We start from the raw sequence: 26,995 nt of genomic DNA on the forward strand, positions 1-26,995 counted from the left end.
TCATATGCTGGTGCGACCGCACGACGACGCAATCCGACTAGAATAAAGCTCATGCGCGCAAATCTGGACAAAAACCCGCACGACGTGAAATCTATGTTCAACGCGGTGGCGAAACATTATGACCTGATGAATTTTTTGGCCTCGCTGGGACAGGAAAAGTTTTGGCGCCGGGCGACCCGCCGCGCGGTCGTGACTCGCCCGGGAATGCGGGTGCTTGACGTCGCGGCCGGCACGGGAGCCAGCGCCATCGAGTTTGTGCGCGCGGGGGCTGAGGTGGTCGCGGTGGATTTTTCGCAAGGCATGATTCATGAGGGGCAAGTCCGGCACCCAGAGCTTGATTTCCAACAGGCCGATGCCATGAACCTCAAGTTCGCGGACAATTCCTTCGACGCGGTGACCATCAGTTTCGGGCTGCGCAATGTTGCGGATCCCGACCAGGCACTGCGCGAATTTTACCGGGTGCTGCGTCCCGGCGGGCACCTGGTGGTGTGCGAGTTTTCCCGCCCAACCTGGGCACCGTTCCGAGCCTTGTATCGGTTCTTTCTAGGTGCCGTCCTGCCACCGATTGCGCGCCTGGCATCCAGTGATGCGGTGGCCTACGATTACTTGACCGAGTCGATTTTGGCTTGGCCTTCACAATACCAGTTCGCCACGCACTTGCGTGACGCTGGCTTTGAACACCTACAGCTGCGTAACTTGACCGGCGGCATTGTCGCTCTGCATCGCGGCTACAAGCTTAAATAACCGGTCGGGGGTAATGCCCGAATGGGCATTACCCCCGACCTGCGCCTAAATCCCCCGGCTCGCGCACTTCTCCCCTTTTCGCACGATGCCCAAAAGGCAGTGACTCGGTTTCCACGAGTCGCCACCAAAAGCCCCACCTAAATCCCCCTGCCCGGATTCCCTCCCCGCTTCCTAAGAGGTGCCTTGAAGTCGAGCGCGAAGCGGCGCTCGAAGGGGCGGCACGACGTAGGGCGATTCATGGTTTACCGTCATTTTTCTTGGCAACTTGTTGCCTAGAAAAATAGGACAAACCATAGCTAGCCCGGTCGTGCCGCCCCAGAGCGCCGCGTAAGCGGTCAACTGACACTGGCGCCTCATGAACCCGCCTACTGTGCTTGCAAGGTAACCGAAACTTTCATCTCTTTGCCGTCACGCACAATCTGCAGGTCAACTGTGTCGCCGACCGCATACTGGCGCACCCAACCGATTAGCGAACGCATCCCCTTGACCTGTTTACCGTTAATGCCCACAATAATGTCGCCGGCCTTCAGGCCTGCCTTGTGCGAGGCTCCGCCACGTTGCACCTCTTGTACCGAGGCTCCCAGGCGCGACACTCCACCTACCGAGGCAATATCGTCGCCCACCACGACTCCCAGGGCGGCATGAACTGCCTCGCCGTGTTCAATTAGCTGGGTGGCAATCATCTGGGCTTGGTTAATGGGTATCGCAAAGCCCAGACCAATCGAACCCGTGGCCGTGCCACCGCCACTCAGGGTCGCAATCGACGAGGTCACGCCGATAACTCGGCCTTTCGCATCGAACAGCGGCCCGCCGGAATTCCCGGGGTTCACCGCCGCGTCAACCTGGATGGCATTGGTGTAAACATCGTCTTTCGGTTTGGGTCGCGGCTGGGGGCGAATCAAGCCGTCGTCCGAGCCCCCCAGGTCGCCGCCAAAGAACTCACGCAAATCGAGTCCCGGGCCACTGTCTTCCTCTTCTTTACCACCCGGCACCGCGTCGACCCGCACCGTGCGATCCAGCGCGGACACAATCCCGGTGGTCACAGTAGAAGACAATCCCAGCGGGTTGCCGATAGCCGCGACGGACTCGCCGACGCGAAGTTTGCTGGAATCCCCCAGCGCCACCACGGTCAAATCCTTGGGCGGGTCGACGATTTTGATAACCGCCAGGTCAGTTAACACATCGCGTCCCACGATTTCGGCCTTGTACAGCCTCCCGTCGTGCAGTTCCACCATGATTTTCCCGTTTCCATCGGCGGCAGCCGCGACCACGTGGTTATTGGTCAAGATATGTCCCGAGGAATCGATTATCGCTCCGGATCCTTGTTCGGCGCCACGATTGGTGCGCACGTTGATAGCGACCACGGCGGGTCGCACGGCTTTCGCGACGGATTCCCAGTCGGGGTTTTGCGAGGTCGAGTTCGCGACCGGCGCCGGGGTGGATACGCCTTTATCGTCGGGGTTGAACAGGGTCGACTTGCTGGCTTCGGCTTTGGCCGGCAGGTTCGAGGTCACGGTATAGAACCCGCCGGTGGTGACTAGCGAGGCCGCCACCGCGATGCCGATGGCTCCCAACCATCCCGGGCCGCGTCGCCGGGCACGCGAGTCGGTTGCCCCGCCCCAGGTTGCGCTGGTTTGCAGGGGTTTGGCTGCCGCCAGCGGATCGTTGAATCCGGGTTGTCCCCAGAATTGGTTGGCGCCGTATTGCGCACCGGGCTGCGGGTTGGTGGGGTTTTGGTTTGCGGGTTCATGAGGTGCCATCGGGGTAGCATCCTTTCCGGGAATCGTGTCCGCCCCGGGATTTCCGGGTGTGGCCGGGGTGGCTGCTGCCACCGAGCCCGCCCCGCTGGGGTTCGCGAACGGGTTTACGGGCAAGTTCGTTTCTGGATTCATGTTCGCAGTGGCGGACTGGTCGTGATTCGGAGCCCCCGGCTGGGTCGTAGTGTCGCCTGTACTGGGATTCGGGATGGCACCTCGTGAAGCCGAGGCGTCCGAAACACCCGACGCGAGCTGCGCCGAAGAGTCCGGCGCGGCGGATTGAGGATTGGGGGACGGGGTCTGCTGCGGGCGCCCGTCGGGGGAAGCCCAGGGATTTTCTGCGTTCACTTTCGCTCCTTTTGTCTTCGCGGCGGATGGAACCACCGTGGCCTTGCGGCCTTTCACAGTGTCAAATTTAGCGTTGCGGGGGCACGGGGGAAACCCGGGGAATCCTGCCATGGAATGATTTTGTGCTCCTCCTCATTGCGGACACATAGCGTCAAGTATTATTGACAAATGAGGTTGGTGCAAGCCCCGACTCGCGGTTTTACCCGACCCATTACCCTAGCAAAGCGCTTATGTGTCTATGAGCATAACCCGCACCAGGGATAGCCCCACGACCGGGCGCGCCAGCGCCGCCCGCAATTCACCCAGGTCACACACGGTTTCCGCCGGCCATCCGGCCGCGCGAGCCAGCGCTACCGGGTCGGGGATTTGCGGGGTCAAGAACAGGCGCTCCAACACCCCAGGGGCCGCGCACCCGTGCTCCAGACCGGCGAAAATCTGGCCGCCGCCGTTGTCCAGCACGACGACCTGCAGATTCGGGGTCGCCTCGAGCCGTCCACGAACCAGCGCCCCCAGATCGTGAAAGAAACTCACATCCCCCAGCACCAGGCGCATCGCTCGGTGCGCCGCTGGCTCTCCCACACCCCCAGTTTCACCGCAGGACGCCAGACTTCCAGACACCTTCACATCGATACTTGCACCAACCCCAGTTTCACCGCAGACCGGTTCGTTCGCGGCTCCCGAATCGCGCGGATTTCCCGCGCGCCGAGCCGTTTGACTCGCCAGCGCCGCCCCCCACGCGCAGGCTATCGTGCCGTCGATTCCGGCCAACCCGCGGTTCGCGTACACGCACCGAGCCAGGCCATTCGCGTCGGTCGGGGTCGTCTGGCTCGGGCTCGCCCCGGTTTCATGAGGTGCCATCCCGGATTCCGCGCGCTGTCCCCTGGCCATGTCCTCTTTGTTTTCGGCACAGCGGTTTGCTAAAGCACCGCCAAGATCCCCACCCAAAACCGGCAGGGTATTCCCTGAAATACCGCCATTTCCGCTCTCCCCTAATGAACCCGACGAAGCCAAGTCAGTCCCCAGCCCCGCGATTGCATCAAAGGCACGAATAGTCGAGGACGACCCCAGGAACAAGTCCACCGGTTCCCTGCCCGCTCCCGGTTCCGCACCGACACCAAGTTCCGCACCGGTGCCCGGTTCCGCACCGGTGCCAAATTCCACCCCCGTACCCGCGACCCAAATCTCGCGCGCGACCTGATAGATTCCCCACTCGGAACACAGTTCCCGCGCCACGACTTCGCCGGCCTGGCGCCACTGGCGCACCCAGGATTCCGGGTTTGCCTCCAGGCTTGCGCCCAGCGCCGCCGCGTCGCTCCACCGCCGGTGTTCACCCCCGTCCAGGTTGATTCGCAATCCCGGCGAATCCAGGAATTCGGCTCGCGCCTCATGCAGCAGCCGCGTCACCGGGCGCGTCAGGGTGGGGCGACCGACGACCAGCACCCGGCGTATCGCCCGCGCCCAGCCCGCACCCCCGGCCACTCGGCTGTAGGCTCGCACCGCGTTGGGGTGGAAGCGCCAACGGGTGGTCGGTTCGGCGAAAACCGGCACGCCGGCGGTCTCGACCGCGCGCCACAGTTCGTCCGCCCCGGGGAAGTCCTCGCGCGACAAGTCACCGACAATCAGCACATCGCCGCTGATGGTGGGGGTTTTCGACCGCGCGACTTCATGAGGTGCCAGCCCGGAATCCGCCGCACTGCCACCCCAGCCCGCCCCGGATTCATGAGGTGCCAGCCCGGAATCCGCCGCACTGCCACCCCAGCCCGCCCCGGATTCATGAGGCGCCGGCTGGGGTTCCGCGCTGGTGTGTCCACAACTATCGTTATGGACACACCAGGCGGATTTCGACTCCACCCGAGATTCACCCGAACCTGTGACCCGACCCCTTACCCTGCGTGCTACAGTGCTAATTTCCTTAGGCGCCCGCAACTCGAACCGCGCCTGTACCTCGGGGGGCACCAGCGGTTCCACAAAGCTGACATTGAGGTGCACCGGACCGGGCTGTGGCTCTGTATTCCAGTTTTTCCCCCAGCCACAATCCTGACCCAGATTGACCCGCAAGTCTTGCCCTTGACTCCGATTTTGCCTCAGGACTTGTCCCCAATCATGCCCGGAAATCTTGGTTTCTGTAGCCGACTCCCCGGCACTTGCATCCAAAGTGACCGGGTTATTTCCCGGCTCAGAAAGGTCGAGGGACTCAGCACTTTGCCCCGGAATCCCGGCTGGCACCTCGTGAACCCCGAGGCAACCGCAACAAGCCGCAACGGCCGCGCGGGCAACGGACTCCAACGCACCCCAGCCGCCAGGCTGCAAGTCGGCTTCGAAACGAACAAAAGACCGGAAAATCCCCGGCTGAATCGTGGTCTGGTTCGCGCCCGACCCGCGCAATGCCGCCGGACGGTCGGCACTAACCACCACCAGCGGCACCCGGGCGTGATGCGCCTCCATAACCGCCGGTAGCGCGTTTCCCACCGCCGTCCCGGAGGTCATCACCACTGCGGCCGGCCTCCCGGAAGCCCGGGCCGACCCGAGAGCCATGAAAGCCGCGTCACGCTCGTCAATGCGCACGTGCACGGCCAGTCGCAAGTCACGCGCGGCCAGCTCCGCCAACGCATATCCCAGGGGGGCATCGCGCGAACCGGGGGCGTAATACCAGTTGCGCACCCCCTCCGCTGCGAGTGTCCGCACCAAGACCCGCGCCCGCTCCATTGAATCCATCGAATCCACAGTTTCAGCCACCCCTCGAGTTTATCGAAGCATTCCCACAGCCTTAATACCTCCGCCGTCACATTCCTGGTTTGAATCCAGCTAATTTCGGGGTATTTTGCCCGTATCCGTCGCCCATTCCGGTTGCCCTGGCAGAAATCCGGGAAAAAATGAGGGGAAGGTGCAATATATGGAGCCTCACCCCCATTTTTTCCTAAATTTCTGCCACGACCCCCGCTGCACCATCAACTAGGCCTCGAATTTCAGCGTGTATTCCGGCGCCAGTTCCAGCACATCCCCCGGCTGTACGTTGTACGCCTGGCCTGCCACCAGTTCCAACAGGCTCCCATCCGCACGACGCAACAGGGTGCCGTTCCCGGAACCCAGGTCGGTGACGCTGACTTCCCAGCCGTCCTGGTGAATCCGCAGGTGTTGGCGGGAAATCTCTAGCAGCCTCGGCGGGGTTTCCAGCGCGGTCACGCCCGGGATTCCCCCGGTTTCCGGGGCGCGACCCACCACGATATCGCCCTGCAAAGGACGCATCTGGCCGTCAGCTGCCCGCACCCACCCCAACTGCGGGACAGCCACCAGCATCGGCGCCCCCAAGGTTCCGCCGCACACCCGGCAGCGCGGAAAATCGGGCGGATTATGGTGACCTAGTTCACAAATTCGCACTTCAAAGCGCGGCGCGTCCCCGGTTTCAACGTGTTTCATTCGCGTTCCTTTTTCGTGGGGTCGCTCGCGGTTTCATGAGGTGCCATTTCCACGGCCGGCTCTATATCCAAAACCACCACAGTCACATTATCCAATCCGCCCGCTCTCAGCGCGGCCTCTATCAGGGATTTTGCCGCTGCTTCGGGGGTGGGGGTGTCAGCGAGCACCCGTTCGATAAGCGCTTGGCGAACCAGCGAGTGCAACCCGTCGGAACACGCCAGGAAACGTCGCGTTTCCCGGCTGAGCTGCTGGGGTTTCCGCCCTGTCATGCCAGTCGGGTTGCCCGCATTTTCGCTGCCCGTTTTCCCGCCTGGCTCAGCGCCGGTTTTGGCGTTATTTCCGGGGTTATGCCCAGTGTTTGGCGCTGTACCCGCCACGGGCAACCGCCAGGTGTCAACCTGCGGGAGCGTGGTTTGCCCGGCGCCGATAGCGCGGGTAATGACCGAACGATTGGGCATAAACGGCACCATTTCCGGGGTTATCAGCCCGGCCTCCAGCATCTGGGCGACCTGGGAGTGGTCGCGCGTCAGTTGCCGCAACTGCCCGCCCGCGAGCACGTAGGTGCGCGAATCCCCCACATTCACGACCAGCAGCTCTGCCGGGGACTCCGGTGGCGCGGGCGGATGGGGTGGTTCCGGGGGATGCGGCGGTCGCGGGGGTTGGGGTGGTTCCGGGGGTTGGGGTGGCGCGGGAGCCGCCCCGGATGGCACCTCATGAACCGGAGATAAAACCGCGTTGACCAGCACCAACCCGGTCAGGGTCGTGCCGGGTGGCGAGATGGAATAGTCCAGATTAGCGTCGGCTAAATCCATGACTTCGTGGCAGGCCGTCGCCAGCAAACGGTGGAATTTTTCGGCGCTGAGCGCGCGACCGCAGAAGGGCTCCAGGGCGTGCAGCAGGGTCGCGGAGGCTTGCTTGCCGCCGGCGTGCCCGCCCATACCGTCTGCGACCAGGAAAAACGGGGGCGCCGCCAGGAAGGAGTCCTGGTTGTCGGCGCGTTTCAAACCGATGTCGGTGCCGGCTGCCCAGGACAGCCGCCACTGCGGGACACTGGATTCGCCGGAAGCGACCGAAGCGGATTCAGAGGGCACCTGTCCTGAAAACGACTGCAAAAATCCCTCGGTACCACCAAGGATAGCGCCGCCGCCTAGGGGTGGCGGCGCCGCCCTCAGAGTACTCTCACCAGTCACAATCTCCATAGCGTCCCCTCGGTGTTCATGAGTTGCTGGTTAAATTCTAGCAACTGTCAAGAATTAAATGCCCGCTATCATTTCCAGGCGTTCGCGCCACCGCGCACTGAGTTCCGCGTCCGGCGCGGGCAAGTCCAGGTTTAACTGCGGTTTTATTGGCGCAATGAGGTAGCCGTTCTCGAGGCGGGGTTCCTCGACCAGGATTCCGCCGCGCATCAGTCGCCCGGTACCCAAACCCATTGCCACACTCGGCTGGGGGTTCGTTATGCTAGGGCTAAAACGATCCGCTGGAGTGTTTTTTTGCGCTCCGGCCAGTGACGGCGAAGTCTGCGGGTCGAAGTCCTGATATAGCATTGTCGCCAGCGACATTCCCGCCACCAGCCCCACCCCGGAATCCAAAGCCGAAGACACCACGACCATAGGTCTTGCCTCGGTACCGTTCCTTTCACTGTTTGTTTTAATCCCGTCCGCCGTAATCTGGCAGTCCGCGTTATTTTCGCGCGGCGCCGCAGTCGCAGCGTGGAAACGAATAGGCGATGGTAACGATTTGGCGTCGCCGCCGAAACTCCTTTGGGTGCTTGCACCCTGGAAACGGTCGCGATTGACCGTTTCCGGCGAAAATTCTTGCGTGGCGAAGCCGAGGGATTCTTGCCGTTGCACAGTAGGCGCAAATGCCTGCGCCATCGCCTGGGCTAGGGCTTGTAAGGCTGCGGCCGGGCCGCGCAGTGGCATTGCCTTGATTACCATGGCGGCGAGCCCAGCTGCCACTACTTCCCGGATGGCCAAGGCCGGGTCGGGGGCGAGGCGGATTGATTCGTCGGCCGCTATCGGGGCGATACCTTCGGCTTGCAAAACCGCTAAATCGCGCAGGTCACGGCAGGGTTGTTCGGCGTATTCCAGCCCGCCGGCGGCCTCAACCAGGCGTGGCAGGTTTTCTCGCGCCTGTTCCAGGCTCCACGCCGCGTTTACGTCAACGCGGATGTGCCCGCCACCCGTTTGGGTCGCTTGGGTTGCGCCGCTCGCGTTTGTTGCCAGACTGACCCGCTCGTTTGCTCCACCAGCACCATAGCCGCCACTCGCGTTCACCGCGCCACTCGCGTTTGTTGCGTTGGTTTCGACTTCATGAGGCGCTTGCCCCCAGCCGCTCACTTTCGGATTTACACCATCCCCGATACTTAAAATATCGCCTCCACCAGCGGCGTTGCCACCCGTTGCCAAATTGTTCACCCCGGGTTCATGAGGTGCCCATCCCGACTGGCACCTCATGAACCCGTCACTACCAGGGGCATTAATAGCCGCGCCGGGTCCCCACAATTCATCCAGAGCCGCGCGCACTGCCCGAACCCGCGCCACGTCCGCGTCCAGATTCGCGCGGGGGTCGGCGACCTTGACCTTCGCGGTGCGACACCCCGATTCCCGCACAATCTGGCTCGCAACCTCGGGCGGGACTATCGGCACGGTGACGTTGAGCGCGACCGGCGCGGGGGGAACCGGCAGCCCCTCGCGCGCTATCGCCAGGGCACCCTCGAACCAGCGCCTGGCCACCGCCGGCGCATAGTTCCAAAACGGTGCGGCCTCTGCCAGGCCTCCCGGGCCGGCCAGAATCAGCCCGTCGCGCGCGGTTATCCCGCGAAACTGGGTAGTAAGGGGGATTTCATAGACCCAGGCGGCCTCCACGCCCGCCTCCGCGAGCCACCGCGCGGCACGCGGGCCAGGCTCAAAGCGGGCGAGCCGCGCCAAGTTCTTACCCATTGATTCTTTGTCCTCTCTGTTTCACACGTGGCAGAAATTCAGGAAAAAATGACCCTAAGGCTTCCATATACGCACCGCCCCCCGCATTTTTTCCTGAATTTGGTACAGAGCTCCCCTCAGATGACATCCGGCGAATCGGGAATGACCGACACCGAGGCCACGATTTTAGTGCCCACCTCGCGCAGCGCCCCGAAATCCGGGGCGGCGACCTGGAAAGCTGCCACCCACAAGCTGGTTTGGTCGGATTCGCCAGCGACACCAGTTTTTTTGCTGGGTAAGACTGCCGCCCAGCGCTGTTGCACTCCTTTGCCGCTGGCCAGGCGGGTGATAGCCATAATCCCGGGGACACCGGCGAAGGGCGCAGCCTGGACATCGACCAGTTCCCAACCGGCAGGAACCACGACTCGCCGCAAAACAGCCATTATCTCGTTGATACCGCTAGGGGTACCAAACCTAAATCTAGCCTCTGTTCCAGTGCCAGCGGCCGGCCTCGAACCCACATCCGCACCGGATTCAGGCTCGGCTTCCAAATCGAGGCTCGTCTTCCCATTCAGGCTAGCCTCGATATCAAAACCCAAGCGCTCATCCGAACTGGCACCTCGTGAACCTGCATCCGCACCCACATCCGCGCCGGATTCAGGCTCGGCTTCCAAATCGAGGCTCGTCTTCCCATTCAGGCTAGCCTCGATATCAAAACCCAAGCGCTCATCCGAACTGGCACCTCGTGAACCCGCATCCGCACCCACATCCGCACCCGCCACGGGCGACTCGGGCGACTCGGGCGACTCGGGCGACTCGGGCACCAAATCCGCCGACATGACCAGAAACCGCGCGCGGGGGCGGAAATCGTGGGGCGTATCCACCGCGAAACGCGAGCGCAACCGCAACCCGGGCACGGCACCGGGCGCCCCCGGATCCAGGTTCAACACCCAGTTTTCCGGATACCCCAGTGACACCCCAGCAATCACCTGGGTGTTAAAGTATTCAAAGCCGCGCCGCGCTACCATCCGGTCGCGCCGCTGCTTAGCTTTTTCCACGCGCCGCAACGAAGCCACCGCCGCTCCCAGGCGCTCCTCTTGCATCCAACGCGGACGCAGCCAAACCGGTACCGGCGCGGGAACCAGCGCCCACAAGGCCAACCCGAAACCCACCAGCGCCAACAATCCGGACAGGGGAATCCCCCACACGCGCCACCACGACAGACCCGTGGCATAGGTCGCCAGCGCCTCGAACACGGTCACACCCAGGCACATCAGGGTCAGGCCGGGAATCATAATCAGCAAAATCCGATCCCCAAAGTCGCCCTTCGCCAGCCCGTCGCGAATGAACTTGACTTTCGGGGTCATATAGGTCGCCACCGTCAACGCGATACCAACCAGCGTCGCCACCAGAAACGTGAAGTCCACGCTCACTCACCCCTCTCTGCCTTGAGCCTGCATGGTTTCAATAGTAATACGGGAATCCGCTCCAGTCGGCCGGGCGCCGCTCCAGGAAAGAATCGCGACCCTCGCGCGCCTCGGCGGTGCCATAGGCCAGCCGAGTGGCCTCGCCGGCGAACATTTGCATCCCCGCCAGCCCGTCGTCCACGGCGTTAAACGCAAACTTCAACATGCGCACAGCCTGGGGGGATTTCCCGGCAATCGTCAGCGCCCATTCCCAGCCCATCCGTTCCAAATCCCGGTGTGCCACCGCGCGGTTGACCACGCCCCAACGTTCGGCCGTCTGGGCATCATAGGTTTCGGCCAGGAAGAAAATCTCGCGGGCGCGTTTGTCCCCGACCTGCCGCGCCAGCAACCCCGAACCGTAGCCCGCATCAAAAGATCCCACATTCGCATCGACCTGTTTGAACCGCGCGTGTTCGCGCGAGGCTATCGCCAGGTCGCACACCATCACCAGCGAGTGTCCCCCACCGGCCGCCCACCCGTTGACCAGCGCAATCACCGGTTTTGGGGTGGCGCGTATCAGGCGTTGTACCTCTAGAATGTGCAGCCGCCCGTAACGTCCGGCCGCGTCGCGCACATCGGTTTCGTACCGGTCGCCTTTGCTTGTCTCCCCTGCGTTCGGGTCACCTGCCCGCAAGTCGGTTGGGTATCGGCCGGCTGTGCTCGCCTTAGCTCCGACTGCATGAGGTGCCATCTGGGGTTGCACGTCGCCCTCTTGAATTGTGCGCTGGCCTTGGTTTTCGGGAATATAGCCAGAATTGTCGCTGGCGCCTAATGAACCCGCGCCCATATCCGCACCACCGCTGCCGTCCTTCGGCACGGTGACGTGGTACTGGTACCCGTCGCGGCCGCGAACCCGCTGGTCGCCGCCGCTGCAAAAGGCATAGCCGCCGTCCGCCGCCGGTCCGTTGCCGGTCAGCAGCACGGCCGCTACCGAGGCGGTTTGGCGTGCGTGGTCGAGGCAACGGTAGAGTTGGTCGACGGTCTGGGGGCGGAAGGCATTGCGCACTTCGGGTCGGTTGAAAGCCACTCGCACCACCGGCGCGGGGCTCCCATCAGGCATAATACCCCGGTGATAGGTCACATCCGTGAGTCCCGTCAGCCCGACTTCCCGCCACCTGGCAGCCTCAAAAACATCCGAAATCATGTTCTCACTCTATCCTGCCCGGCCGCAGCAAACCGCCTAAAATCCCAATAAGCACCTCATGAATAGGAAAACGTCCCGGCAGCCAACAACTCCACCCAGGTCTGGCCCGGCGCCAACACAATCGGGGCTCCCGACACGTCGGTCAAAACCAGCGGGGAACCCACGGAATCCTTCGACCACTTCGCGTCCATGATTTTCCCGCCGGTCGCCACATAGGCCTGGCCGCCACCTTCCATCACAGTTTCCGGCACCGGGAAACCGGCGGAATCCAGCGCGTTCGTGGCCACAGTAGTGGTGCGCACCACCACGACATTATCGGCCTGCAGCGGCACCCCGGAGCGTGCCGTCGAGGCCACACCCTCATCGACGCGCTGCCACTTCGAGCCATTCCAGTCGAAGCGCGCGTGGGCGGCCGGGAAATTCACCACCAGCTGTTTCGCCTCCACCCCGGTTGACACGGCGCTAGGTGTTTCCCCGGATTTGGCGAATTCAAAGATTTTCTCGGGCTCGGTCGTGTCGGCCGCGCCGTTGGCCGCGCCGTTGGCCGCGTTACTGGCACTATCCGCGCCGCCCGCCCCGGTTGCGCCCGCGCCGCCGAATTTCCCCAGCAAGGCCGGAATCGACAGGTACAGGTTATGCGGCATCCACCGCCACTGCACCCGATACGACGCCCCCATCGCCTGGTCCTCGTTGAAACCACGCAAACCCTCGTCACGCACCCGCTGTTCAAACTGGGGCACTCCCCCGGAATAAACCAACCACGCTCTGAAAGGCGCCGCAATCGCGGGATCCATGGGACGCACGGATCGCACCGGCCCGATTTCCTCTGGCTGCTGGGAATGGAAAATCGCGTTGTACCGGGTCACCCCGCCTTCCACCAATTCCTCGAAAACAATATCGGCGGCCTCCAGCCCGGATTGCGGGCGTGCCGCACTGGTGTTCTCGATTTTCACCGCCACTGCCTGGCGTGCCCGCGCCCCGGCGTTCGCGGGGCGCTCCAAGCCAGTTAGAGGCCAGGTTTCGGGCTGTGGAACTTGCGTCGGCACCGGCGTACTCGCAGCCGGTGCCGCACTTTTGCCGGGTGCAGAGTTCACGCATCCGCTTAAACCCGCCGCGTTTACAAGTCCACAAAGAACCCCAATAACCGCTAGAATCTTCTTAGGACTAGCTGTTGTGCTGTGCCGGTCAGGTTCCGTTTGCCCTGTGGCGGCGGTATTCTCCCGGATAACGACCATGGAATAAACTGTAGCGCTTGCGAAAGGTGAAAAGGGTGAGTGACACGTCAAGGCGAGGGGTTCCCGTTCGATTCCGCATCATGCCGGGAGGGACTAACCCCGCCGCAGTGGTCAGCCTCGCGGAGGTTCTGGCCACGTTGATAGAACCGCATCTGACCGCCGATGAACGCCGTATCCGCGAGGGTCTGCCGGTTGTCGATGACTACGACTGGGGCTACCCCCAGGGTGACACGGAGGGTTCCGTTGACCCCGATTCCGCCGGGGTTCATGAGGCGCCATCCGCAAACACCGCTCTGCCCGCCGCCGCCCTGCCTTCCCCAGTTCCAGGGATGGCAGCATCTGGGGATTCCAGCGCGGATTCCGAACTGGCACCTCGTGAACCGGAAAACCCCGGCGAAACCAATACCGCCACCCCCGCAGTGGTGCCCCCTGAAACCCGCGAAACCCCCGCAACCGGCACCCCGCGTGTCAAAGAAATCCTGGTGCCCATCACCCCCGGAACTAGCCCTGACCAGGCCAAACGAGATATACAGCGGCGACTGAAAGGACCCCTGCCGGCGCGCTGCGACTTGATTATGCAAACCTCGGGTTCGCAAACCGGCACCGGACACCTGGTGGCGATTTCCGCTGCCGCACTGGTGTCATCGGCGCGCTCCACCCTGGCGATGATAGGTGAAGGCCGCTGGATTTTGGCGCTGCCGGTCAACCACATCGGCGGGCTGCAAGTGTTGACGCGCTCGCTGATAGCCGGCACGAAGCCCGTAATCGTCGATACAACCAGCGGGTTTAACCCCAAACAGCTGGTGCGCGCGGTCGAACGCGCCACCAGCGACCCCGGGATACCGGCCTATATTTCCCTGGTGCCCACCCAGGTGTCGCGCATCCTGGACGAAGGCGGCGAACCAGTCGAGGCGCTGGCGAAACTGCACACAATCCTGGTTGGCGGGGCGGCTTTCACCACGTTCCTGGCCGACCGGGCAAAAGCGGCAGGGTGGCATGTGGTAGAGACCTATGGCATGACCGAGACCTGTGGCGGCTGCGTATACGACGGGATGCCGCTGGTTGGCACGCAGGTGTCCACCGTGGGCGACACCGTATGGATAACCGGCACGACATTGATGGAAGACTACCTGGAAATCCCCGCCCCCGGCGAGGAAACCCCCTGGATTCAGATGGGACCGCGGCGCTGGTTTAAGACCTCGGATACGGGTCGGATGGAAGGGCCGCGGCTGATTATTCAAGGCCGAACCGATGATGTGATTAACACCGGCGGGGTCAAGGTTCACGCTTCGGCCGTCGAGGAAGCCGCATTGACGGTGCCGGGAGTCGGGCGGATATGTGTAGTTGGTTTGCCGGATGCCCGCTGGGGCGAACTAGTCACCGCGCTGGTCGTGCCCGGACAGGATGTAGATGTGGATTTATTGGCTCCCCTGATGGGTTCACCGGCCTCGCTGGGGGTGCGCGGAGCGGACGGCCAACGGGTCGAACCGGATTCCCTGGCGGCGCGGATTCGCACTGCGGTAGGCGCCGAGTTGGGGGCGGCTCACGCGCCACGCGTGATTATTATTGTGCAGCAGCTGCCGTTGTTGGGGCCGGGCAAGGTCGACCGTCACGAAGCCGCCGCGATTGCGCAGCGCGAACTGAGGGCGGGGCGCGCCTGGGTGAGGTAGGTCTGTTTTTGCTTGTCCCGGCGGGTTCATGAGGTGCTTGTCTGAGACGCTCGGCTGCTAGGGGTGCGCGCACGAGAGGCGAAGGGGGAAGTTTCCCCCGCTCGAGCTGCTGGCGCAGCTCGAGCTCCCCCTCAGCCTCTCGTTTGCGTCGCACTCCCTAAGCAGCCTTCGCTTACGCCGTTTCACCCCGACGAGCACCTTCGCTAGGCTCGCATCTACCCGCCGGGAAAGCGACAAAACAGACTCGGGGAACACTTAATAAGGAAGCGGCCAGCCTGGGTAGGCTGGCCGCGATTTCCTTAATCGTCCTTCTTGTTATTCCACAGCTTCTCCTTTATCAGGATTACTGCTAGAATCGAAGGAGGTAAGAAAATCAGAATCTGGATGAAGGTGCTCATCTGAATATCCTTTCCTTAAAGCCCCGGCTGCGACCGGGGCTTTGACTTTATGTCAAGGCTTTCGCCCTGACATAGTCAGGGTGTCTCCCTGGCCTCACCAGGATACCGGCTCTGGTTCGAGACATAAAACCTGTTTCCACAGCCTGTGGAAAACCAGATTTTACCCTGTTGCACCAACCAAAAACCCCAAAATAAGACACATAAAATGTTACTTAACCCCCGTCCGCGCGTAAGCAGCGACGGCGCTCGTGAGGGCGAAAAGCGACACACCCAAGCAAGCACCTCATGAACCCGAGGGGACAACGAGCAAGGCACGGCGGTTTAGGCTAGGATATTGGGCGTGGGAAGGGCGATTCTGTTTATTCTGATGGTGGCGCTGATGCTCTATGCGCTGGTGGATTGTATTCGTACCCCACGCGACATGATGCCGGCGAAACTGCCGAAGGCGCTGTGGCTGCTGGTGGTTATGCTGTTCAGTCCGATTGGGCCGATTGCGTGGATTATCGTGTCGCGGGTCACCGCCGCCGAAGAAAAGGGCGGACGATTCGAACCGACCGTGTGGTCAAGTAAGGATTCCGTACAGGTCAGATTCGGGAAGGAAAAACCCGCCGCCCCGCAAACCCCCGACGACGACCCCGAATTTCTAGAATCCCTGGAACAGCGAATTCGCGACAAACGCCGGGAAGAATACCAGCGCCAACAGCGCGAAGCCGAAGAAGAACAGTTTAGGGGGCGCCGGCAGGGCGAAACCCGTGAAGGTGGAGCGGCCGGAGACTTCAACGCGAACCCCCACCCGGGCAAAACAAACCCGAATCCGCACGGCGGATACCCGGATTCTGCGCACCCAACGGAACCGGATGATGCCACGGCGACAGGCGAAAACCCCGATAGACCTGAAGACCCTGAACAGTAACAGCCGGGATTTTGGGTGTCCGTAGTTTTTCGGGCAAGCGCCTCATGAATCCGCACCACTTTACCCCACCGACACGCGTGACAAATTCAGGAAAAAATGCCCCTCACAGGCGAATAAACCGCCAGCCTATCCCAAATTTTCCTGAAATTACCACCAGACACGGTCACGGAACCACCGGAACACTGCGGTTTTGGCAACGAAACCAAAGTTGCTAGGCCTGGTTGATTTCCGCCTGGGCGGCCTCGTTTAGCTCGTGAATAGTGGCCTGGGCACGCTGGCGTTCCGCCTCGGCCGCCTCGCGGACTTGCTGCTCATGAGTGCGCCGATCAACCACCACCGCCTCGCCGGTGCGGTCGTCACGCCCATCGCGGTCGCGGTCACGTTTACGGCGCAACAAATCGGCCGGCGGCGTATCACTAGGACGCAAGAACACGTCAATCCACACCGTGCGCGGGTCAGAATCCACGAAAATCGCCTTGATAAACAGGGTCATCGGCACGGAAACCACCGCCCCCAACGGCCCCAACACCGCCGACCACACCATCAAAGACAGGAAAGAAATCGTCGGATTCAAACCCACCGCTGAGCCAGCGAAACGCGGCTGGACAAAATTGAACACCACCGTGGAAATCACGATGAAACTGACAGCCACCCCGATTGCCGGACCAACACCCTGGGTCACCAACACCATCAAAACGGGGGGAATCATGGAAATAATGAAACCCACCGCCGGGATATAGTTCGCCACGAAAGCCAGAATCCCCCAGGTCAAGGGCGAGGGCACCTCGAAAATATACATGACAATGATGTCCAAAACCGCCACCCCGGCACCAAAAAACGTGGCCATCAGGAAGTACATGCGCGCCCCCCGGGCAAACTTGCGCAACGAAATCGCCAAACCTGGCGCGTAAGTCGCCAATTCGGCGGCACGGCGCCGCATCACCACCAGGTCGCCAACCAGGAAAATCGCCAGCATCGTGAAATAGAACATGGTGGTTCCCGCGCTGCCCAGCGAATTAGCCAAGCTCCCGGCATAGCTTGTCACCCGCCCCAGGTCAACCCGCTGAGCCGGGCTGGTCACCGAAGACATGTCGATGTTGAAACGGTCACCGAGCCTTTCCAACAGGTGGATACTGTCTTGATAGAGTATCTGGAATTTGCGTTGGTAGCGCGGCAGTTCCGTGGTCACGGCGGTGAGTGCGCCAGCTATCATCCCAGTCACGCCCAACATGACAGCAAACATCAACACAATGTTCAACAAGGCAGCCAACGCGGCGGGAACCTTGCGGCGAATCAACCACTGGGACACCGGATGCAGCGTCAACGCCATACACAACGCCAGGAAGGCGGGGGTGAACACCGGGGCAATAATCCACAGCCCGGCCACCACTGCGAAAGTGCCGGCCAGCGCCAAGGCGTAACGCATCCCTGCCGGCCAGGCCGCGAGCCCGGTTTCATGCAGCAACGCGGCGGTTGCAGCGGGGTTCGCGGGGTCGCCGGTTTCTGTGGTTAGTCCGCTGGTCGCGAGGTTGCCCTGTTCCAGGTTTCTTTTGGAGGTTTCATGAGGTGCCAGTCGCCGCCCCCGCACGGCTTTCGCCGCCTTCCCGACTGTCCCAATCAATAGTCCAAGCCTGCCCTTTATTTCCATAGTCTCAACTGTATCGCACTGGGTCTAAATATCCATTGACATATAAGCGCTTTGCTAGGATAATAGCCTGGATAAACCCCCATGTCACAGGCTTATCTCGATATCAAGCATTCTCAATAAGTTCCTTATGCGTCCATGACCAGAAAGGCATTCCAGCGAAGCAGCTGGATAATCGGATGGCGCCTCATGAAAAGTGCGACGCGCGAGCCGAAACCCGCGCGCCGCACTTGCTAGCGTTTAGCGAAACTAAACCCCAAACGGAAAATCAATACTCGCGTCCGAGAAATCCGTGAAATCCCCAAAGCCAATCGTGTCGCTGTACGGCAGCTGCGCCATCAATGCTTCACGACCCTTTTCAGAGGGGTTGATTTCCACGTTGCGATAACGCACCAAACCGGTTCCAGCGGGAATCAGCTTGCCCAGGATGACGTTTTCCTTCAACCCAGACAGCGGGTCGTCGGTGCCGTTCATCGCAGCCTCGGTCAACACGCGGGTGGTTTCCTGGAAGGACGCGGCCGACAGCCACGAATCCGTAGCCAGCGAAGCCTTGGTAATACCCATCAACTCCGGGCGAGCCGAAGCCGGCTGTTTGCCCTGCTCCACCATGCGGCGGTTTTCGGACAAGAACCGCGCCTGATCCACCAACTCGCCAGGCAGGAAGCTGGTGTCACCGACTTCCTCCAGGACAGTCACGCGACGCAACATCTGACGCACAATAACCTCGATGTGCTTGGCGTGAATATCCACACCCTGGGAATGGTACACCTGCTGTACCTCGTTGACCAGGGCTTTCTGGGTGGCCTGCTGGCCTTTGACGCGCAACAGCTTCTTTAAGTCCACCGGACCTTCGGTCAGCTTCTGGCCGACCTCTACCTGGTCGCCCTCGGCCACCAGCAGTTTCTGGCGCCGGGAAACCTCTATCACCAGGTCGTCCTTGCCATCATCGCGCACAATAATGACTTCCCGGGCGCCCGCCGGGTCATCGTTAATCTTAACACGTCCTGCGGCTTCGGTAATCGCAGCCTCACCCTTGGGGGTGCGGGCTTCGAACAGCTCCTGGACACGCGGCAAACCCTGGGTAATATCGGAACCCGACTGAGCACCACCAGTGTGGAAGGTACGCATCGTCAACTGGGTACCCGGCTCGCCAATGGACTGAGCCGCGATAATCCCTACGGCCTCGCCGATATCCACGCGCTTGCCAGTAGCCAGGGAACGTCCGTAACAGGCCGCACAGGTTCCGACCGGAGCCTCGCAGGTCAACACGGAACGTACGGTAATCTCAGTGATACCGGCACGCAATAGTTTGCGTATCGCCACGTCACCGACATCTTCCCCGGCGGTCAGCACGACTTCGCCGTTCTCGTTGACGGCGTCGCGCGCCAAAGTGCGGGCAAAAGCGGTAGTTTCCACCAGTTCGTCGGGTTCCACCACGCCGTCATCGTTGCGATGCCCGATGACAATCTTTAGACCCTTGCGGGTGCCGCAGTTGGCTTCGCGAATAATCACGTCCTGGGACACGTCAACCAAACGCCGCGTCAAATACCCGGATTCTGCCGTACGCAAAGCCGTGTCCGCCAGACCTTTGCGCGCGCCGTGGGTCGCGATGAAGTACTCTAACACGGACAGGCCTTCGCGGTAGTTCGACTTGATGGGGCGTTCAATCAGGCGCTGTTTCGGGTCGGACACCAGGCCGCGCATACCGGCAATCTGGCGAATCTGGGACCAGTTACCACGCGCCCCGGACTTGACCATGCGATAGACGGTGTTTCGTTCGGGGAAGTTTTCCTCCATCGCTTGGGCGACTTCATTAGTTGCGGTCTCCCATAGCTTGATGAGTCCCGAATAGCGGTCTTCCTCGGTGATAGCACCCAGGTCGTAGTCGGATTGAATATCGGCCGCCATGTTCTCGTACTTTTCCAGGATTTCCGGCTTCGCGGACGGCGGCACGATATCCGTGAAGGAAATCGTAATCCCCGACCACGTCGACCAGTGGAAACCAAAGGACTTCAACGCGTCCAAGGAAACCTCGATTTCAGCTTTGGTGTAAAGCTCGGCCAGGTCGTTGACGATTTTACCCAGTTCTTTCTTGGCCACCACGTAGTTTACGAAAGGATATTCGCGGGGCAGGGCATCGTTGAAAATCACGCGCCCCAGCGAGGTTTCCAGCTGGAATCGATCCCCGGGCTGCCAGCCTTCGGGCATCTCCATGCCTTCGGGGGGTACATCGCCGGGTTCCATACGAATGACACAGGTTTCTTGCAGCGCCAAATCGTCGTTGTCATAGGCTTGACGGGCTTCGGCGGGGGAAGTGTAGTACTTCAACACCCGGTTGCCGTCCGCGTCGAACTTCGGGTTATGCACCATCGTCGGGTCTTCATCCGAGGTCAGGTGATAGATACCAATAATCATGTCCTGGGAAGGCATGGTCACGGGTCGTCCGTCGGAAGGCTTCAAGATGTTGTTCGAAGACAACATCAACACCCGGGCTTCGGCTTGGGCTTCAGCTGACAGGGGCACGTGCACCGCCATCTGGTCCCCGTCGAAGTCCGCGTTGAACGCGCCACACACCAGGGGATGCAGCTGAATCGCACGGCCTTCCACCAACAGCGGCTCGAAAGCCTGGATGCCCAAGCGGTGCAGGGTAGGGGCACGGTTCAGCAACACCGGGTGGTTGGTAATCGCCTGATCCAACACATCCCAGACCTCACTGGATCCGCGTTCCACCATGCGCTTGGCGGCCTTCACATTCTGGGCGGTGCCGTTCTTGACCAGCACCTTCATCACAAAGGGCTTGAACAGTTCCAACGCCATTTCCTTGGGCAGACCACACTGGTGCAACTTCAACTGCGGCCCAACCACGATTACGGAACGCCCGGAATAATCCACGCGCTTCCCCAACAGGTTTTGGCGGAAACGCCCCTGCTTACCTTTGAGCATGTCAGACAGGGACTTCAGGGCACGGTTGCCCGGCCCGGTGACGGGACGCCCGCGACGCCCATTATCAAACAGGGCATCAACGGATTCTTGCAACATGCGTTTTTCGTTGTTGACAATAATGTCCGGGGCGCTGAGGTCTTGCAATCGCCGCAAACGGTTGTTGCGGTTGATAACCCGGCGGTACAGGTCATTCAAATCAGAGGTGGCGAAACGCCCGCCATCCAGCTGTACCATGGGACGCAAATCCGGGGGGATAACCGGAATCGAATCTAACACCATCGCGGAGGCCGGCTTCCCGGTCTTCAAGAAAGCATTAATCACTTTCAAACGCTTCAAAGCGCGGGTTTTTTGCTGGCCAGTCTTGGATTCCACGATTTCTTTCAGATACTGGGCTTCGCCTTCCAAGTCAAAGGCTTCCAGACGGTCTTTCACGGCCTGGGCGCCCATCCCGCCCTTGAAATACGTGCCGTAAAGCGCGTACATCTCGCGATAGACCACCTCGTTACCTTCCAAGTCCCCGACCTTCAGGGTCTTGAAACGCTCCCAGACTTCGTCATGGAGTTTCAAATCGGTTTCCGCCTGGTGGCGAATCGCGCGCATCTCTTTTTCCCCAGCACGCTTGACCTTGTCGATATCAGATTTCTCGGCGCCTTCTTTCTCTAAGGCCGCCATGTCTTCTTCCATCTTCTGGGCACGTTTTTCGATGTCAATGTCGCGGTTCTTTTCAATCTGTGAACGTGCCAAATCGGATTCTTTTTGCATATCTGCCAAATCCTTATGGCGGCGTTCCTCGTCCACCCAGGTAATCATGTAAGCGGCAAAGTAAATCACCTTTTCCAAGTCCTTGGGTGCCAGGTTCAGCAAATATCCCAACCGTGACGGTACCCCTTTGAAATACCAAATATGGGTAACCGGAGCCGCCAAACGAATATGCCCCATCCGTTCACGGCGCACTTTGGAGCGGGTTACCTCTACCCCGCACTCGGGACAAACGGTGTCCTTGTAGCGGACGTGTTTGTTCTTGCCACACGCGCATTCCCAGTCCTTGGTGGGGCCGAAAATTCGTTCGTCGAACAAGCCGTCTTTCTCGGGTTTCAAGGTGCGGTAGTTGATGGTCTCGGGTTTTTGTACTTCGCCGTGAGACCAGCTGTTGATGTCCTCTTCGGTAGCCAGACCGATGTGCAGGGCTGCAAATTTATTCGCGTCTATCATTGTTTTTCTTCCTTCTATCGGTCGTCCTTAGATTTCTTCCATGCTCAACACCATGCCGGGTGCGTTGGGGCGTTTCGACAGGTCGAAGCCCAGTTTCGCGGCTCCACGAGAGGCTTCATCAGCATCGTCGCGCATATCCAAGGGGTGCCCGTCAAAGTCCAAAACCTCGACATTCAAACACAGCGAGCGCATTTCTTGCATCAACACGCGGAAAGACTCGGGGATGCCGGGCTGCGGCAAATCCTCGCCACGTACGATGGCCTCGTAAACCTTCACGCGGCCTTGCACATCGTCGGACTTGACAGTCAAGATTTCCTGCAAAGCATAGGCAGCTCCGTAAGCTTCTAGTGCCCACACCTCCATCTCGCCGAAACGCTGGCCACCGAACTGGGCTTTACCACCCAAAGGCTGCTGGGTAATCATCGAGTACGGACCGGTGGAACGGGCGTGAATCTTGTCGTCTACCAAGTGGTGCAGCTTCAGCATGTACTTGTAGCCCACCGCGATACGGTACGGGAAGGGTTCGCCGGAACGTCCGTCAAACAACTGTGCTTTGCCGTTTTCGTCAATCAGCTGGTGGTCAAATTTATCGCGCACCCGCGTGCTTTGCAGCATCCCAGTAATCACGTCGGCCTCGGCTCCGTCAAACACAGGGGTGGCGACATGCTGGCCAGGCTCGGCGGTGGGCAGCGGCACATGCTTGACCCACTGCTCGCCAGATTCCAGCGCTTTCGTAATGTCCCAGCCTTCGTGGGCAATCCAGCCCAGGTGGAACTCCAGTACCTGGCCGATATTCATACGCCCAGGCACACCCATCGGGTTCAAAATAATATCCACCGGGGTGCCGTCCTCGAGGAATGGCATGTCTTCGACCGGCAGAATCTTCGAGATACATCCCTTGTTGCCGTGACGACCCGACATCTTGTCGCCTACGGTTATCTTGCGGCGCTGGGCGACATAGACGCGCACCATATGGTTGACCCCGGGTGCCAACTCGGAATCTTCGTCTTCGTCAGTGAACTCTTTGACGGCAATCACAATCCCGGATTCACCGTGGGGCACCCGCAGCGAAGTGTCGCGGGCTTCCTTGGCTTTTTCGCCCAGAATCGCACGCAACAGGCGTTCCTCACTGGTCAGTTCGGTTTCACCCTTCGGGGTAATCTTGCCCACCAGAATGTCCCCGGCGTGAACCTCGGCTCCCACGCGAATAATTCCCCGGTCGTCCAAGTCTTTACGGGCGGCTTCGGACACATTGGGAATGTCGCGGGTGATTTCCTCGGGTCCTAGCTTCGTGTCGCGGGCATCAATCTCGTGTTCTTCGATGTGAATCGAAGTCAGCAAGTCTTCGGATACCACCCGCTGGGACAAGATGATCGCGTCCTCGTAGTTCAAGCCTTCCCAGGACATGTAGGCTACCAACAGGTTCTTGCCTAAAGCCATCTCGCCTTGGTCGGTGGCCGGCCCGTCAGCAATCACGTCGCCAACTTCCAGGCGCTGGCCTTCATCAACCAAAACCTGCTGGTTGTAACAGTTACCCTGGTTGGAACGCTGGAATTTCTCCAGCTTATAATTATCCACTCGACCGGCATCGGTTTGTATCTTGACCAAATCGGCGCTGACCTCGGTGACAACCCCGGCGTTCTTGGCTACAACCACGTCGCCGGCATCAACCGCCGCGCGTTTTTCAATGCCGGTTCCCACCAAGGGAGCCTCCGTACGCAGCAAAGGCACGGCCTGGCGCTGCATGTTCGCCCCCATCAGAGCGCGGTTGGCATCGTCGTGTTCCAGGAAGGGAATCATGGCGGTCGCAACCGACACCATCTGGCGGGCGGACACGTCCATCAAGTCCACTTCTTCCGGGCTGACCAACACCGGATCCCCACCGGTAGAGCGACACAGGACTTCCTTTTCCACAAAGTGGTTATCATCGGTCAAAGTGGCCGAGGCCTGGGCGATATTCAAGCCTTCCTCGTCGTCGGCGGTGATGTAGTGAATCTCGTCGGTGACCACGCCATCGCGCACCACGCGATACGGGGTTTCCACGAAGCCAAAGGGGTTAATCCGCGCGAATGTCGCCAGCGATCCAATCAGACCAATGTTGGGACCTTCCGGGGTTTCCACGGGGCACATGCGTCCGTAGTGTGAGGGGTGCACGTCACGGACTTCCATGCCGGCTCGGTCACGGGACAAGCCACCCGGCCCCAGAGCGGACAGGCGTCGCTTGTGGGTCAAACCGGCCAAGGGGTTGTTCTGATCCATGAACTGGGAAAGCTGCGAGGTACCGAAGAATTCCTTTATCGCCGCCACTACGGGGCGGATGTTAATCAAGGATTTCGGCACAATGGCTTCCATGTCCTGGGTAGACATGCGTTCGCGCACCACCCGTTCCATCCGGGACATGCCGGTACGGAACTGGAGTTGAATCAGTTCGCCCACGGCGCGCACCCGGCGGTTGCCAAAGTGGTCGATATCGTCGGTTTTCACCTTAACATCGAGTGCCTCACCCGCCGCGCCTTTAATGGACACCACGTCCATGCCTTCACGCAAAGCCAACAGGTAGCGGAAGGCCGCCACCATGTCGGTCAGGCTCAAGGTGCGTTGATCCATCTCGTGGGCGACCCCAAGTTTCTTGTTAATCTTGTAGCGTCCCACTTCGGCCAGGTCGTAGCGCTTGGGGTTGGTATAGAAGTTATGCAGCAACGCCCGTCCAGCTTCGGCGCTAGGGGGCTCACCGGGACGAATTTTGCGGTAAATATCTTCCAGGGCTTGTTCCTGGGTTTCAATCGGCCCGTCTTTTTCTAGGGTTTCCAGCATCATCGGGAAATCCGCGAAGGCTTCGCGAATCTCGGCGGTGCTCATCCCCATGGCTTTCAAGAAAATCGTGGCGGATTGTTTACGTTTGCGGTCAATACGCACCCCGACGGAATCACGCTTGTCGATTTCGAATTCCAGCCACGCCCCGCGCGAGGGAATCACCTTGCCCAGGTAAATATCGCGATCCGAGGTCTTGTCGGCGGTTTTCTCGAAGTACACCCCGGGGGAGCGCACCAGCTGGGACACGACCACCCGCTCGGTGCCGTTGATAATGAACGTACCGCGCGGGGTCATCAGGGGGAAGTTCCCCAGGAACACGGTTTGGTTCTTAATCTCGCCGGTTTCGTTCATGATGAACTCGGCTTCGACGCACAGCGGCGCGTCATAGGTCAAGTCCTTGTCGCGGCATTCGTCGATGGTATAGGGCGCGTCTTCCAGTGTGTAGCTGTTAAAAGACAGGCTCATGGTGCCGCCGGCATCCTCGATGGGCGACATCTCATTCAGGACTTCTTGCAGCCCCGAGACGGTGGGAACGTGTTTCCCTTCCCCGCTGGCAGCGGCTTCAACACGTTGTTTCCACGCGTCGTTGCCCAGGAACCAGTCGAAGGATTCGGTTTGTAGCGCCAACAAGTTCGGCGCGGTCATGGGTTCTTTGATTTGAGCGAATGAAACCCTAAACGGGGTTTCGACAGTTTTAGGCGAGCTGGCCAAGGTTTCCTCTTCCCTTTTTCTTGAAATGGGCGCGCACCGGCGTTAACTCGCTGGCCCCTCGTCGTCGCACTGGCGGGGTAAACCTTGCGCATTACCGGTAAAACCCCAGGTCACAGGCCGCATCGGACACAGCAAACGCAAACACTCAAGCTATCACAAAGTTGCGGAGTTGCGCAAGTCGCCCAGCTCACGCTGTTTTGCGCGGGTTATTGAGTTTTGCGCTCCGCGATTCAATACGTGGCGTTGCTGTTACCGATTCCACCATTGCAGTATCGGGATTGACGGAAATCGTCAATTGAAAAGCGTCAGGATTGTTAATGTGCCTCACGACGAGGTCTTTTTCAGCCACACTGACATTGGCATAGGACGGACTGCGATAGGGGTCTGCCAGGATTTTCAGTTCTCGAAGACTCAAATCTTTTCCGCTTCGAGCCTTTTCTCGAATTTGGTTAAATTCGGGGTCTCCAGAAGCTGGCGATGCCACCTCGAGAGCCGTAGTGAATCCGAGAGTAAACAAGCAAGCTGCCAGGATGCCTACTATCGCCACCAGACTCCGTCGTTTACTGGTACTTGTAATCATTTTCATATCCTTCGATAGTAACTTTGTCCAAGCAATCGCAGTTAACTCCAAATTGCCAACCGCCATTTCGTAACACCATACCATGACCAGCTTTCAATCCAATCGGTTTTATCCAGTAATGGACGGATAATTACCCTGCTAACGTATTCAACCGGGCAAAGCTCCTGTTCAGAAACTTGCTAGATTTCATCAACAGCGCGCGAATTTGCCAGAATGTACTTACAATTATCTACGGACATCCAACCGTGCGCTACTTCCCGACTTCGCTACGCGTCTATTTAATACTCCCGGCCGTGAGTCCCCCAATCAAGCGTTTCTCTATCAAGGCAAACATAATAATCACCGGGACAATCGCGATCACCGAGGTGGTGAACATGAACTGCCATTCGCGCACATACAATCCCAGGAACCGCGGCATCGCCACGGTCAAGGGCTGCAACTCGGCTTTCTGTACCAAGACAAAGGCCGCCGCGTATTCATTCCAAGTATTGATGAATACGAAAACCACGGCCGTAACAATCCCGGGCCACAGCCGCTTAATGCTAGGGCTGCGATGGCCGCGAACGCGCCGATAGTAGTAATGCGTTTCACGAGCGTTCCTTTCGGTTGTGGGTTTTCAGCTCCGGGTTTCGCGGTGGTTCCCGCCCATCCTTTCCTTGGGTTGTTCGGGGGCATAGGGTTTGCTCGTGGGTAAACTGTCCGCCTCCGTTGGCCGTCTTCCGCCCTTCTTTGGGGTTTCATGAGGTGCCATCGAGAACCCGCCATCACCGGAATATGATTTTTTCTAATCAAATGTGGGGGTTTTAAACAGGATTTTGAATTTTGGGGTTTTCGTGGGAAGCTCATGAGGTGCCATAAATAATCCTGGTCTCCGGTGTGACCCACACCGGAGACCAGTGACCAATATTCTTGGTTATGGACACGCGAGCAGTCTGCTAGAATGTTAGACCGGACAAAACCCCAGCTCAGAGCTGGTTTGGGATTTTCGCCTTCGGCGAAAATCCCCCTTATGTGTCCGTAATCTTGATTATGGACACATAAGCACCTTATTGAACATGATTGATATCGAGATAAGCC

General features: G+C 60.0%; 16 protein-coding genes. 3 read left to right on the forward strand and 13 right to left on the reverse strand.

Going from position 1 to position 26,995, the window contains the following annotated elements; all coding sequences use genetic code 11:
• Window positions 1-51: 51 nt before the first annotated feature.
• Window positions 52-744: a bifunctional demethylmenaquinone methyltransferase/2-methoxy-6-polyprenyl-1,4-benzoquinol methylase UbiE gene (gene ubiE / locus F4555_RS08210; RefSeq protein WP_004015283.1), complete on the forward strand. Its 693-nt coding sequence runs from the start codon at window positions 52-54 to the stop codon at window positions 742-744.
• A 365-nt stretch (window positions 745-1,109) separates the two neighbouring features.
• On the opposite strand, the gene F4555_RS08215 is transcribed toward ubiE, so the two are convergent.
• The 8 genes from F4555_RS08215 to F4555_RS08250 all read right to left on the reverse strand — a co-directional run bounded on the left by F4555_RS08215 (window position 1,110) and on the right by F4555_RS08250 (window position 13,032).
• Window positions 1,110-2,960, reverse strand: a complete 1,851-nt coding sequence (locus F4555_RS08215; protein ID WP_004011594.1) for a trypsin-like peptidase domain-containing protein — start codon at window positions 2,958-2,960, stop codon at window positions 1,110-1,112.
• A gap of 117 nt (window positions 2,961-3,077) precedes the next feature.
• Window positions 3,078-5,564 carry a thiamine pyrophosphate-binding protein gene (locus tag F4555_RS08220; RefSeq protein WP_184076214.1) on the reverse strand — a complete coding sequence of 829 codons (2,487 nt, stop codon included), beginning with the start codon at window positions 5,562-5,564 and terminating at the stop codon, window positions 3,078-3,080.
• A gap of 237 nt (window positions 5,565-5,801) precedes the next feature.
• On the reverse strand, window positions 5,802-6,266 hold the full coding sequence (locus tag F4555_RS08225) for an FHA domain-containing protein (RefSeq protein ID WP_036342077.1): 465 nt from the start codon (window positions 6,264-6,266) through the stop codon (window positions 5,802-5,804).
• A complete protein-coding gene (locus F4555_RS08230; protein WP_115325823.1) occupies window positions 6,263-7,465 on the reverse strand; it encodes a PP2C family protein-serine/threonine phosphatase in 1,203 nt (400 codons plus the stop codon). Before F4555_RS08230 ends, F4555_RS08225 begins: the two co-directional genes overlap by 4 nt.
• Window positions 7,466-7,519: 54 nt before the next feature.
• The gene (locus tag F4555_RS08235; RefSeq protein WP_115325822.1) at window positions 7,520-9,208 is read right to left on the reverse strand and encodes an enolase C-terminal domain-like protein; all 1,689 of its coding nucleotides are present in this window, start codon (window positions 9,206-9,208) and stop codon (window positions 7,520-7,522) included.
• Between the two features lie 116 nt (window positions 9,209-9,324).
• The gene (locus F4555_RS08240) at window positions 9,325-10,614 is read right to left on the reverse strand and encodes a hypothetical protein (protein ID WP_311768823.1); all 1,290 of its coding nucleotides are present in this window, start codon (window positions 10,612-10,614) and stop codon (window positions 9,325-9,327) included.
• Window positions 10,615-10,651: 37 nt separating this feature from the next.
• Entirely contained in the window at window positions 10,652-11,797 is a 1,146-nt protein-coding gene (locus F4555_RS08245) for an enoyl-CoA hydratase-related protein (protein ID WP_115325820.1), read from the reverse strand.
• 56 nt (window positions 11,798-11,853) lie between these two features.
• Window positions 11,854-13,032 (reverse strand): DUF3048 domain-containing protein, encoded by a 1,179-nt coding sequence (locus F4555_RS08250; RefSeq protein WP_211581908.1) that lies wholly within the window; start codon window positions 13,030-13,032, stop codon window positions 11,854-11,856.
• Window positions 13,033-13,067: 35 nt separating this feature from the next.
• Between F4555_RS08250 and F4555_RS08255 the strand changes: the two genes are divergently transcribed.
• A complete protein-coding gene (locus F4555_RS08255; RefSeq protein WP_255312860.1) occupies window positions 13,068-14,702 on the forward strand; it encodes an AMP-binding protein in 1,635 nt (544 codons plus the stop codon).
• A gap of 738 nt (window positions 14,703-15,440) precedes the next feature.
• Window positions 15,441-16,013 (forward strand): PLD nuclease N-terminal domain-containing protein, encoded by a 573-nt coding sequence (locus F4555_RS08260; protein ID WP_036342073.1) that lies wholly within the window; start codon window positions 15,441-15,443, stop codon window positions 16,011-16,013.
• A 211-nt stretch (window positions 16,014-16,224) separates the two neighbouring features.
• Here F4555_RS08260 and F4555_RS08265 read toward each other — a convergent pair whose 3' ends face one another.
• The 5 genes from F4555_RS08265 to F4555_RS08285 form a co-directional block, all read right to left on the reverse strand.
• Window positions 16,225-17,661: an AI-2E family transporter gene (locus tag F4555_RS08265; RefSeq protein WP_004011582.1), complete on the reverse strand. Its 1,437-nt coding sequence runs from the start codon at window positions 17,659-17,661 to the stop codon at window positions 16,225-16,227.
• A gap of 246 nt (window positions 17,662-17,907) precedes the next feature.
• Window positions 17,908-21,813, reverse strand: coding sequence for a DNA-directed RNA polymerase subunit beta' (locus F4555_RS08270; protein WP_004015300.1), 3,906 nt, complete (start codon window positions 21,811-21,813; stop codon window positions 17,908-17,910).
• A 27-nt stretch (window positions 21,814-21,840) separates the two neighbouring features.
• On the reverse strand, window positions 21,841-25,338 hold the full coding sequence (gene rpoB, locus F4555_RS08275) for a DNA-directed RNA polymerase subunit beta (RefSeq protein WP_115325818.1): 3,498 nt from the start codon (window positions 25,336-25,338) through the stop codon (window positions 21,841-21,843).
• 187 nt (window positions 25,339-25,525) lie between these two features.
• On the reverse strand, window positions 25,526-25,918 hold the full coding sequence (locus F4555_RS08280; protein ID WP_255312859.1) for a hypothetical protein: 393 nt from the start codon (window positions 25,916-25,918) through the stop codon (window positions 25,526-25,528).
• A 274-nt stretch (window positions 25,919-26,192) separates the two neighbouring features.
• Window positions 26,193-26,426 carry an ABC transporter permease family protein gene (locus tag F4555_RS08285; protein ID WP_004018145.1) on the reverse strand — a complete coding sequence of 78 codons (234 nt, stop codon included), beginning with the start codon at window positions 26,424-26,426 and terminating at the stop codon, window positions 26,193-26,195.
• Between the last annotated feature and the right edge of the window lie 569 nt (window positions 26,427-26,995).

Origin of the sequence: Mobiluncus mulieris (assembly GCF_014204735.1) — a bacterium.
GTDB classification, from domain to species: Bacteria; Actinomycetota; Actinomycetes; order Actinomycetales; family Actinomycetaceae; genus Mobiluncus; species Mobiluncus mulieris.